At 34.7% G+C, this 11007-nt stretch carries 13 protein-coding genes; 7 read left to right on the top strand and 6 right to left on the bottom strand.

The window, feature by feature from the left end; all coding sequences use genetic code 11:
• Genes ABD730_RS16750 through ABD730_RS16765 form a run of 4 tightly spaced genes read right to left on the bottom strand, consistent with a single transcriptional unit; the run spans position 1 to position 1812 of the window.
• A complete protein-coding gene (locus ABD730_RS16750) occupies positions 1-207 on the bottom strand; it encodes a helix-turn-helix domain-containing protein (RefSeq protein ID WP_115810778.1) in 207 nt (68 codons plus the stop codon).
• A gap of 2 nt (positions 208-209) precedes the next feature.
• Positions 210-797, bottom strand: a complete 588-nt coding sequence (locus tag ABD730_RS16755; RefSeq protein WP_344716056.1) for a DUF2975 domain-containing protein — start codon at positions 795-797, stop codon at positions 210-212.
• Between the two features lie 2 nt (positions 798-799).
• Positions 800-1300 (bottom strand): DUF2975 domain-containing protein, encoded by a 501-nt coding sequence (locus ABD730_RS16760; RefSeq protein ID WP_344716057.1) that lies wholly within the window; start codon positions 1298-1300, stop codon positions 800-802.
• A 2-nt stretch (positions 1301-1302) separates the two neighbouring features.
• Entirely contained in the window at positions 1303-1812 is a 510-nt protein-coding gene (locus ABD730_RS16765; protein WP_344716058.1) for a DUF2975 domain-containing protein, read from the bottom strand.
• A 136-nt stretch (positions 1813-1948) separates the two neighbouring features.
• Here ABD730_RS16765 and ABD730_RS16770 point away from each other — a divergent pair, with 136 nt between their 5' ends.
• Positions 1949-2497 (top strand): hypothetical protein, encoded by a 549-nt coding sequence (locus ABD730_RS16770; protein WP_344716059.1) that lies wholly within the window; start codon positions 1949-1951, stop codon positions 2495-2497.
• A gap of 67 nt (positions 2498-2564) precedes the next feature.
• On the top strand, positions 2565-2981 hold the full coding sequence (locus tag ABD730_RS16775; protein ID WP_344716060.1) for a putative signal transducing protein: 417 nt from the start codon (positions 2565-2567) through the stop codon (positions 2979-2981).
• Here the strand turns inward: ABD730_RS16775 and ABD730_RS16780 are convergent.
• Positions 2971-4467, bottom strand: coding sequence for an aminotransferase-like domain-containing protein (locus ABD730_RS16780; protein WP_344716061.1), 1497 nt, complete (start codon positions 4465-4467; stop codon positions 2971-2973). The genes ABD730_RS16775 and ABD730_RS16780 overlap by 11 nt on opposite strands.
• 70 nt (positions 4468-4537) lie before the next feature.
• Here ABD730_RS16780 and ABD730_RS16785 point away from each other — a divergent pair, with 70 nt between their 5' ends.
• The 5 genes from ABD730_RS16785 to ABD730_RS16805 all read left to right on the top strand — a co-directional run bounded on the left by ABD730_RS16785 (position 4538) and on the right by ABD730_RS16805 (position 10216).
• Complete coding sequence (locus ABD730_RS16785) at positions 4538-6364, top strand: TonB-dependent receptor plug domain-containing protein (RefSeq protein WP_425583585.1); 1827 nt, start codon at positions 4538-4540, stop codon at positions 6362-6364.
• 646 nt (positions 6365-7010) lie between these two features.
• A complete protein-coding gene (locus ABD730_RS16790) occupies positions 7011-7652 on the top strand; it encodes a hypothetical protein (RefSeq protein ID WP_334465929.1) in 642 nt (213 codons plus the stop codon).
• A 25-nt stretch (positions 7653-7677) separates the two neighbouring features.
• The gene (locus ABD730_RS16795) at positions 7678-9111 is read left to right on the top strand and encodes a flotillin family protein (protein ID WP_334465932.1); all 1434 of its coding nucleotides are present in this window, start codon (positions 7678-7680) and stop codon (positions 9109-9111) included.
• 21 nt (positions 9112-9132) lie between these two features.
• Complete coding sequence (locus ABD730_RS16800; RefSeq protein WP_344716063.1) at positions 9133-9600, top strand: hypothetical protein; 468 nt, start codon at positions 9133-9135, stop codon at positions 9598-9600.
• A 124-nt stretch (positions 9601-9724) separates the two neighbouring features.
• Positions 9725-10216 (top strand): DUF6646 family protein, encoded by a 492-nt coding sequence (locus tag ABD730_RS16805; RefSeq protein WP_344716064.1) that lies wholly within the window; start codon positions 9725-9727, stop codon positions 10214-10216.
• Between the two features lie 288 nt (positions 10217-10504).
• On the opposite strand, the gene ABD730_RS16810 is transcribed toward ABD730_RS16805, so the two are convergent.
• A complete protein-coding gene (locus ABD730_RS16810) occupies positions 10505-10981 on the bottom strand; it encodes a regulatory protein RecX (RefSeq protein WP_334465940.1) in 477 nt (158 codons plus the stop codon).
• Positions 10982-11007: the final 26 nt, after the last annotated feature.

An 11007-nucleotide genomic window follows, 5' to 3' on the forward strand; every position in this document is an offset into this window, starting at 1 on the left:
TTAATCTTCTACGTATTCTAGAATGTCACTAGGCTGACAATCCAAAGCTTTACAAATCGCTTCTAAAGTTGAAAATCGAATAGCCTTTGCTTTTCCTGTTTTTAAAATGGATAGGTTTGCGGTTGTAATCCCAACAAGTTCAGCAAGTTCATTACTCTTCATGCCGCGTTTGGCTAATATGAGGTCTAGGTTGACTATTATAGGCATGATTATATGGTTAGATCGTTTTCTGCTCTCAAATTCTCACCTTCTTTAAAAATCTCTGCCATTACAAAGGCCAAAAGCATATAAATTACTGGAGTTAATGATAGATGTGCAATAGTTTGACTTCCACTTTCAAATCGAAGTACCGTATAACTTATCAGAATTGTAACCACAATAATATAGATTCCAATCTTCCTAAACAGTTTTGCATTACGACTACTAAAGGTATGTAATGTTTTTACAGACAACATAATTTTTTCGAATGTTCTAAGTATTAGAAATAGTAACACGGCAACAATAATGACTTTAAAATAATTGATATATAAGGATACTGTTTTTAGTTTTCCAAAAGTATAAGGTTTTGAATCATATTTGGCATCCTCAGTATCATCCTTCCAAACATCAGAAACTATCGTATAAACACCAAGATAACCTGGATTAGCCTTTAACATAATCTCTTCTTCTGCAAACCTGTCTTTATCAATTTGAGCATATACAAATAAGCTCGTAATACCTATTGCAGCAATTACTAATATGATTTTTAATAGCCTCGTTACCCAAACAGCGGTATTTAAAAGTGTGTTTTTAGTCATAATTATATCGTTAAATCGTTTTCTTGTTGAATTTGGTTTCCTTTCTTAAGAACAGCAGAAAAAAGTCTAAAGAATAATCCTAAAATCATAAGCAGAATATACAAGCCTTTTGAGTCTATATTAAGATAAATCTGATTATGAATATCACCATAGTTCATCATAAAAAATATGGAAATAAGCGAAATCACAATGCCAATTATTCCGGAGAATAAAAATAGAGATCCTGCTTTATGATAAGTAGTTACTAATTTCGAATTAAAAAAATCACCTGTTGCAAATATTTTTAAGTTTGAAATTAGCGTGAATACACCATACACAAAAATTAGCAAAGCCAAGGCTTTAGCTACAAATACACCTTGTGTTGCTAGAGAAGGTTTACCTTGTTGCAAATGCAAAATATAAGTATCAAAAAATAACGCCAATGTTGAAATCGTCAAATTACCAACAATTGAAACAACAAGCGCTAAAAACAATAATATTATAGAGTACCTTATTTTTTTCATAATCAAACCGTTAAATCGTTTTCTTCCTTAGCGTATTTCGCTACCTTAAATACTTCACTCAATACCATAAAAAACAGCCCTAAACAAATGAGCATGATATAAGGACTTAAACCTAAATTAATTTTAAATACTCCTTTAAAAACCAATTGACCTATAAAAATTAATACTGAAGCAATAATACCAACACCAGTAAGCAAATAACCAATCTTATAAAAATGGGCTATAACATCAGCATGAAAAGGTTTTACCTTCTGAAAATAGCGCAAAGTTTTTCTAAACAAGTACACACAATAGATTGTTACTAGAGCTAAAGCAATAAATACCAAACCAAACAGCTGAACAGATAATACTGAAGTTTCAATGATAGAATCGTCTGCATCAAGAAACAGGTTTAGAGACTCAGGCGCTACAAACATATAAACCGCTAAAAATAAGCATATCAAAATTCCGGGAATACAAGTTAGTATCCACACAAAATCGATTAAACTTTTTAAGATGATTAATTTTCGCATTTTAAATAATTATCGTTTTACGATAACAAATATATAAAAATTATTGATAAACGATAATTATTTATTAAAAATGATAATTTTCCCAAGACCTAGCAGGTTTTAAAAACCTAGCAGGTCTTTTTCCTATATTTGAAACATGATATCCAACACCATCATTTCAGAAAGTGCGAGACCTATTTGGCAAATACCCATTGCTGCTTTGTTTTTTACTATGGCTTTCGGGATTATGGGCTACAAAATATTTCTTTGGGCTACTACAAATCGTCCACTCGGTATACGAATCATAGATTTTGAAGGTGTTATTTATTTCACGGGTATTGGAGCCAGTTTTTGTTCTAGAAAACGAATTCATATCGATATTTCAAATTCTAGATTTAGACCAACCATAGAGGTTGGACCTTTAAAAATAGGATCATGGCAAACCATTAAAAACTACCAATATGTTTCTGTATTTCATCAACCCACAGTAGATGGTGATTATATATTTGAAGTAAATCTATGGTACGACAATAACAAACATTTTGAGCTGTACGAAGAAGATAATTACAAAGAAGCCTTTCTCATCGGTTTTGAACTTTCGGAACAATTAAATATCGATTTATTAGACGCCACAGTACCTAACGACTTTAAATGGATTGATAAAGACGAATGGAAAGCCAAAATAGCCTCTGGAAAAATTGATTAACTTTCCTCTAGACCTGACAGGTTTTAAAAACCTGACAGGTCTACACAAGAATAATTATCTTTACCACATGCAAGACACCTTCGTTACCATAGCCCGATTCCCCTATTCTACAGAAGCACAAATAGCCAAAGGACGATTAGAAGCCGATGGTATCGAAGTCTTTTTAAGAGATAATCTTACCATAGACACAGATCCTTTAGTGAGCCAAGCCATTGGAGGTGTAAAATTAAAGGTACTTGCCAAGGACGAAGAACGAGCTCGAGAAATTTTAAAATCAATTAAAGCCTATTCTGTAGACAACGAAGGGCATCCTATTGTTTGTCCCAATTGTAAAGGCGAACATATTGAAATGTACACCTCCATTAATAATTTTAAATCCTTAATGTCTTTTCTAATTGGCCTCCTGTTCTTTACACTACCTTTTAGTGCACGTTACCAATATAAATGTGAAGATTGCAAAACTGAATTTCCCATTAAAAATTAAGCACCTTATCATAAGCACGTTTCAGCTTTTTAATCACAATTTCGAGTTCGTCTTCATTTAAATGTCCAAATCCAAAACGAATTGCACAAGTCGTTTTATCTTGATATAAAATCGTTTTTGGAAGAAACAAATCTATACGCGCTGCTTCTTCGGCAAGCTTCACTAACGACAAAGGATGCTTAAATTGTAACCAAATAGCCAAACCTCCAGAGGGTTGTTCATAGCTTATAATGCCATTAAAGTATTGCTGCAAGTATCTACACAAGCAATCACGGCGTTGTTTATAGGTCACAATATTCTTTTTCACTAGCCTATAAATTTCACCTTCAGATATAAGCTCAGACAACATTTGCTCTTGTATTAAATCACCTTGCTCATCAAGTAAACTTAAATAGTTGTGAGCTTCGGCAATTAAATTATCTGGCGCAACCACAAAACCCGTTTGAAAACTAGGAAACAATGATTGGCCCATTTTACCCAAATAAATTACCATACCGTTGGCATCTGCGCTTGCCATAGGTAACATAGCAGATCCTTCAAACTGAAAATCGTAATCATAATCATCCTCAATAATAGCAAATCCATAAGTTTTTGCTAATTGCAAAAGTTGTAATCGCCTTTGAGCACTTAATGTTTTGGTCGTTGGATACTGTCTATGTGCACAGACATAAACACACCTAATGCTGTGTTTTATAAAATGCTTTTTTATATAATCTACATCTAAGCCTTCGTCATCTACAGGAATAGCTTTTAACGCTGCTCCAGCTTCTTGAAAAATTGTATTTGAGGCATAATGACTTAATTGCCCAACCAACACCACATCATCTTTCTTAATTAATAGTTGCGATACAATGTACAAACTCATCTCTGTGCTGCGCGTACTTATGACATTGTTCGGATTAATACGAAAGCCACGTGTCGCATTTAAATAATTACACAATTGTGTTTTAAACACCGAAGGCGTTGCTACCGATGCTCTATTCCATTTATTAATTAAGGGTTTGCGTTTCATAGCAGCACTATACCATCTCGAAAACTGATGTACTGGATGCAAACGTAAATCGGGCTGACCATCATTAATTATATATTTAGCCGACGTTTCTTGAAGTGTAGATGCCAAATGAAACGATTTTTGAAATGGAAAACCAGCGACTTTAGGATAATTATAAGCACGATCTATACGCTCTGCTGTAGCTTTTATTTTTGCAGTAGCCTGCTCTGGCACCAAAACAAAAGTCCCTCTATTTGGTATAATATCTACCCAACCTTGAGAAGCTAATTCTTCATAAATAGCCACAGCGGTATTACGATGTATATTTAACAACTCACTAAAGACACGAGTACCTGGCAATTTGCTCCCTTTAGATAAATAACCACGTTGTATACCATTAATTATTTGCTGTGCTACTTGTATATATACAGGTTGCACCGAAGCTTTGTCAAAACTAACAAGCTGTTTTATAAGATCACTAACCGGACTATTCATTGTTTTAAAACTGGACTATCTTAATCGTCCGGAAAGTTACGACTTTTGCCTCGTTAAAACTTAGAACACAATGACAAATAAATACATACACCTTGCTTTTATAATGCTTTTCATATCTCAAATAAACGCACAAGAGCAAACCATAAAAACCGATTCTTTAAACGAAGTAATCATCACTTCAACACGTATTGATTTACCCTTCAAGGACAATTCCAGAACCATAAATATTATGACCTCAGCAGATATTAAAAGTAGTGCTGCTCTAACCATTTCAGATGTATTACAGCAAATCGCAGGTGTCGATATTAGACGTCGTGGCACCGGAGGAAGTCAGGCCGATTTATTTATTAGAGGTGGTGGTTTCGATCAAACATTGTTATTAATAGATGGCATTAAAATGGACGATGCACAAACAGGACATCACACCTTAAATGCGGCGCTTCCGCTTGAAGTCATTGAACGTATCGAAGTGATAAAAGGACCTGCGGCACGTGTTTTTGGACAAAATGCCTTTACGGGAGCTATTAATATTGTCACAAAATCGAGTTTAGATAATACCGTGTCTGCAAATCTTGAAACGGGGTCTTTTGGTCAACTTAACGCTTCGGTAACCGTAGGTTCTGAATTAGAAAACTCATCACACATTCTTCATATAGGAAAAATGACCTCTGAAGGCTACCGGAACAATTCAGATTATGACAATTCTAACTATGTCTTAAAAAGTGTCTTCAACAAAAAAGATCAACCTATTGAAATGATTGCCACATTTTCCGAACGTAAGTTTGGTGCCGAAAATTTTTACACCACCAATCCTGCTTATAATGAATATGAAGAAACACAAAACAGCTTAATCGCCTTCACCACGAAATTTCAATCTGAAAAACTAAAAATTCAACCGCGTATCTATTGGAAACGCAACCAAGATATGTTCCTTCTAAAACGTTTTGAACCTGCATTCTTCAGAAATTTCCACCTGTCTAACAAAATTGGTACCGAAGCCAACGCGGCATACACCTCTAAATTAGGAGTTACAGGCTTTGGGATAAACCTCTCTAAAACCTATTTACGTAGTAATAACTTAGGTAATCGCAACCGTTTTATGGCAACGGCTTTTTTAGAACACCGTTTTCAATTTATCAATAACCGTTTAGATATTACACCTGGTGTTGCTGTAACCTATTTTTCGGATTTTAAATTTAACGGATTCCCTGGATTAGATATCGGATTTGATATCACCAACAACCTTAAAGCCTACGGAAACATTGGATTTACCTATAGAATCCCTACCTACACCGATCTATATTACAGCGATCCAAGAACCAACGGCAACCAAAATTTAGAACCCGAAGAAGCCTTTGCGCAAGAAATTGGTATTAAATACAATTCCCAAAGGATTAGAGCGAGTCTATCCGTTTTTAATCGCGATGCCAAAAACCTGATCGATTTTATAAGACCAAACACCATTGAAGAAATTTTTACTGCAACCAACATTGCAGAAGTCAATACCAAAGGGCTCGAAATTGATGTGGCTTATAATTTTGAAATAAATAGCTTCAACCAAACCCTAGCTTTTGGCTATGCCTATTTAGAAGATGATATTTTAGAGCAAAACGAAGAACTATCGCGTTATGCCTTAAACACCTTAAAACACCATTACACCACTAGACTAAGCACGCAATTGTTTAAAAACATTAGTCAAAGTATCGTTTACAAATATGCCGAACGCACCACAGGACAAACCTATAATGTTTGGGACGCTTCAATAATTATGAAATTGAACCAGATGGAATTATCCGTAACAGCAAGCAACATTTTTGATGCCGATTATATTGAATCTGGCTTTACACCAATGCCACCAAGTAATGTCTTATTTGGTCTGCGTTATACGTTTAAATAATAAAAAAGATTTTTTTTGAATATAAAAAACACCCCTAAAGTCCCCTCAAGGGGACAGTCTCACTGTTGCGAATAAAAAAATCTAAAAGATTTATTAATTTTCTCCTTAAGGATTATTGAAATAAAAGTGGACTTTCATTGAAAATACCCTACATAGCTCATTTAAAGTCTGTCCAAAAACCTACCAACAAAAACAGCTTTTCTATTCCAAAATGTTTTATCTGTAGATTGTCCCCTTGAGGGGACTTTAGGGGTGTAAATAAGCTATAAAATATAGAATACCTACAAAGGTTTTGAAACCTTGCAGGATGCAAATCAATTATAGACTCCTACTTCCAAAGAAAATATTTTTCAAAAAAATTGTAACAAAACACCGTCAATCACTACCTATATATCGAAAGTGGTCTAAATCTCAAAACTATATTGAGACCCCAAAGTATAAAAACGACCGTACTTGCAATAACCATCAAAATTACAATTGACATTCCAAATTTGAATCCATTAGTATTCAAACTAAATTTCATTAAGAACTAAAAGATTTCAAAATCTTTAATGGTGGTTATAGTGAGACCGATTTACTTTCAAAATAAGATTGTATAATCTCACAATGGTCGTATATTTATTAACTCATTTCTAAACTAAATCTTATGGCTGAATGGTTTTCAAATTTAGAATTTCTATCCAAAATGTATTGGTTAGTGGCTATCATTGGCTCACTCATTTTCTCTATAGTTATGATTATGGCTTTTACAGGAGGAGATGCCGATGATATTGGCGACCTAGACTCCGATATTGATGCTGATGGAGCTGGTTTTCAATTTATATCTTTTAAAAACCTTGTGGGCTTTTTTACCATATTTGGCTGGAGTGGCATTGCATGTATAGATGCCGGACTTTCTACACCACTAACTATAATTGTTTCGGTGATTTGTGGACTGTTAATGATGGTAATTATGGCTTCACTATTTTATTTTATTAGCAAACTTTCAGATAGTGGTACTTTAAATTATAAAAATGCACTCGATGCCGTTGGCGAAGTCTATCTAACTATTGGAGCAGAGCGCTCTAAAATGGGAAAAGTTACCGTAAGTGTACAAGGCACCATGCGCGAATTAGATGCGCTTACCGATGCATTAACCGAACTAAAATCTGGGACCATCATAAAGGTGGTCGATGTTACTTCTAACGGAATTCTCATTGTTGACCAAACACGGAAACCTATTGAACCCTCAAAACACATAAAAGACCCCTTATTGAGTAATGCTACTCAAAAGAAAATTTCAAAATAAAACTAATTCTTCAAATTTATAAACTATGTATTTACTAACCATTCAAGAAAATTTTAACCCCGAAAGTCTTGGCGGACCAATGCTTCTCATTTTTGTAGCACTATTTATAGTGGTAACCTTAATTATTTTAATAAAACGCTACAAACGCTGTCCTTCAGATAGAATTTTAGTGGTTTACGGAAAAGTTGGAGGTGGCCAATCGGCAAAATGTATTCATGGTGGAGCGGCTTTTATCATTCCTGTCATTCAAGATTATGAATTTTTAGAATTAACACCTATTTCTATCGAAGTAAATTTAGTAAACGCCTTATCTAAACAAAACATTAGAGTTAATGTACCATCGCGTTTTACTATTGGTGTATCTACCGAACCAGGTATTATGCAAAACGCAGCAGAGCGTTTATTAGGCTTAGGACAAAATGAAATTCAAGAATTGGCTCAAGAGATTATTTTTGGCCAGTTACGTTTAGTGGTTGCTTCAATGGATATTGAGGAAATTAATAATGACAGAGACAAATTCTTAACTAACATTTCTCAGTCAGTAGAATCAGAATTAAAGAAGGTTGGTTTAAAACTCATCAACGTAAACATTACAGATATCGTTGACGAATCGGGTTATATTGAAGCCCTTGGTAAAGAAGCTGCTGCTCACGCTATTAACGCCGCTCGTAAATCGGTTGCAGAGAAAACCAGAGATGGATCTATTGGTGAAGCTAATGCAGTACAAGACGAAAGAACTCAAGTTGCTGCGGCTAACGCACAAGCCGTAGAAGGTGAAAACACCGCAAAAATTGCCGTTGCTAATTCAGATTCGTTACGTCGTCAACGTGAAGCAGAAGCAGAACGTGTAGCAATCGCCTCAGAAAAAGTACAAAGTGCAAAGGCCTTACAAGAGTCTTATGCCGCTGAGCAAGAAGCAGAAACAGCGAGAGCAGAGCGTGAGCGTTCTTCTCAAATGGCAGATGTTATTGTACCTGCTGAAATTGATAAACGCAAAGTTGAAATTGATGCTGAAGCCGAAGCAGAACGCATTAGAAGACGCGCAAAAGGTGAAGCCGATGCTATACTCTTTAAAGCACAAGCCGAAGCACAAGGTCAGTTTGAAATCTTAACTAAACAAGCTGCTGGTATGGAGCAAATTGTAAAAGCTGCTGGCAATAATAGTAGAGATGCTGTATTATTATTAATTGCAGATAAATTGCCAGAACTTGTAAAAACACAAGCCGATGCGATCAAAAATATTAAAATAGACAAAGTAACTGTTTGGGACAATGGCAGCAGTGGTGAAGACGGAAAATCATCAACCGCAAACTTCCTGTCTGGCATGTACAAATCAGTACCGCCATTACAAGAAATGTTTAATATGGCTGGTATGGATTTACCTGAATATCTAAAAGGAAAAGACAAAAAGGAGATTGAAGCAGATGATGCTAAAATTGAACCTTCTAGCAAAAAATAAACACTCATTATTTTGAATAATATGGTTCATAAAAGACCAGTACCTACTGCAAAGTTAATTTATGGTACTGGTCTTATTTTAATTGGAGGCTTTACTGCTATAACCGGAAATATTATAGGTATTATAGGCATTGCATTAGGGATCTACTTCCTTAAATCTGATGGTATCGAAATTGATTTAAAAAATAAGAAATACCGCAACATAATCAGTCTCTTTGGTGTATCATACGGACAATGGAAAGCATTCCCTGAAATAGAATATGTGTCGGTTTTTAAAACAACTCAAACCACAAGAGTTTGGGTGTCTACCGCAAGTACAAATGTTACAAATACTGTTGTAAAAGTCAATTTGTTTTACAATACCAACAAGAAGATCGAAGTGTATGTTTGCGATAATACAGATGACGCGTTTATAATTGCTAAACAAATGGCAAATGCCTTAAATATTGATGTTTTAGATGCCACCTCACGCGAAACAAAATGGTTGTAAATTACATTGTTAAAGATTCACTTGCACTCTAAAAAACCATTAAAAACACCAATCGTTTCATATAATTTTCTGACATAAATAGAATTCTATTTGTATCTTTGCCCAGATTTTTAAAATTTATAAAATGAAAAATATTTTATTAGTAGTCGCTTTATTAGCTATAAGCTTTGGTAATGCACAAGCTTTTGAAGGTAAAGGAGATACTAAATTTCAAGTTGGTGCTAACTTTCAAGAATATGCTACAGGCATTAATGTAAGTTACGATTATGGTTTAGGTGAAAATATGTCTGTTGGACTTTCCTCTACTTATGCCTTAGGAATATCTGATGGTTTAGATGCCGATTTTGGAGATCGCTTTGATTTAAAAGCAAGATTTAATGCTAACTTAGGTAATGTAATTAATATAGATGAAAATTTTGATTTTTACCCTGGATTAAGCTTAAGCCTTAAAAACTTTGGTGGTCATGTTGGAGCACGTTATTTCTTTTCTCAAGGTTTTGGAGTCTATTCAGAAGCTTCATTTCCTTTAGCAAAATACAGCAACGATAAATCTAAAGTTGGCTACTACATTCACAACCAATTTGCTTTTAATATTGGAGCTGTTTTTAACCTGTAGGTAAAACAAAACATAAACCGCAGCGCAGTTAGCCCTAAGCACATCGCTTAAATTTTAACCACGCTACATAAAATACAAGGCCTTTTCACTCGATACCCATTCGGATGTTAAGGCTTTTTTTATGACACTAAATGATATGGGCTGTCGGTAAAAACCTAATACCACACACCTAATACCTAATCCCTAATAACACCTAATCCCTAAAACCTAACACCTAACCCCTAACCCCTAATACCTAATACCTAATACCTAAAACCTAATCCCTAACACCTAATACCTAGCATTCCATCACCCATTCAAAGCCTCATTCAAGCGTTCATAAATCAAATGCGATTCCCAACCACGATACAATAAATAATCTGCCACTTTTTTCTTTTTCTTATAGTCATTAGGTGCTTTAACCTGTGCGATACGTTTTTGCACCAATGCATCTAATGTTGCATAATAATCCTCTAAATCAATCTCATTTAAAGCAGCATCAATAGTGTATTTAGAAATTTCCCTAAATTTTAATTCCCTACGCAATCGGTTTTTTCCCCATTTTTTAATTCTAAATTTTCCACGGACAAAAGCTTTAGCAAAACGCTCTTCATTTAAAAAATTATGCCGAATTAAATGTACGATAATAAGATCTATAGCTTCAGGAATCATATTCATATCACGCAGCTTCTGCCGCACTTCTTTATGGCAACGTTCTTGGTAAGCACAATAGTGTTCTAGCTTAGCTTGCGCTTCGTCTACAGTATAAGTTTTGTGTGAATTCATTGCCTCAAAAATACAATAGATTACGC

The sequence above is a fragment of the Winogradskyella damuponensis genome, from assembly GCF_039538385.1.
Taxonomy (GTDB): domain Bacteria; phylum Bacteroidota; class Bacteroidia; order Flavobacteriales; family Flavobacteriaceae; genus Winogradskyella; species Winogradskyella damuponensis.

Coding starts and splice junctions, on each gene's coding strand:
- ABD730_RS16750 (WP_115810778.1), bottom strand. CDS start 207: ATGCCTATAATAGTCAACCTAGACCTCATATTAGCCAAACGCGGCATG.
- ABD730_RS16755 (WP_344716056.1), bottom strand. CDS start 797: ATGACTAAAAACACACTTTTAAATACCGCTGTTTGGGTAACGAGGCTA.
- ABD730_RS16760 (WP_344716057.1), bottom strand. CDS start 1,300: ATGAAAAAAATAAGGTACTCTATAATATTATTGTTTTTAGCGCTTGTT.
- ABD730_RS16765 (WP_344716058.1), bottom strand. CDS start 1,812: ATGCGAAAATTAATCATCTTAAAAAGTTTAATCGATTTTGTGTGGATA.
- ABD730_RS16770 (WP_344716059.1), top strand. CDS start 1,949: ATGATATCCAACACCATCATTTCAGAAAGTGCGAGACCTATTTGGCAA.
- ABD730_RS16775 (WP_344716060.1), top strand. CDS start 2,565: ATGCAAGACACCTTCGTTACCATAGCCCGATTCCCCTATTCTACAGAA.
- ABD730_RS16780 (WP_344716061.1), bottom strand. CDS start 4,467: ATGAATAGTCCGGTTAGTGATCTTATAAAACAGCTTGTTAGTTTTGAC.
- ABD730_RS16785 (WP_425583585.1), top strand. CDS start 4,538: ATGACAAATAAATACATACACCTTGCTTTTATAATGCTTTTCATATCT.
- ABD730_RS16790 (WP_334465929.1), top strand. CDS start 7,011: ATGGCTGAATGGTTTTCAAATTTAGAATTTCTATCCAAAATGTATTGG.
- ABD730_RS16795 (WP_334465932.1), top strand. CDS start 7,678: ATGTATTTACTAACCATTCAAGAAAATTTTAACCCCGAAAGTCTTGGC.
- ABD730_RS16800 (WP_344716063.1), top strand. CDS start 9,133: ATGGTTCATAAAAGACCAGTACCTACTGCAAAGTTAATTTATGGTACT.
- ABD730_RS16805 (WP_344716064.1), top strand. CDS start 9,725: ATGAAAAATATTTTATTAGTAGTCGCTTTATTAGCTATAAGCTTTGGT.
- ABD730_RS16810 (WP_334465940.1), bottom strand. CDS start 10,981: ATGAATTCACACAAAACTTATACTGTAGACGAAGCGCAAGCTAAGCTA.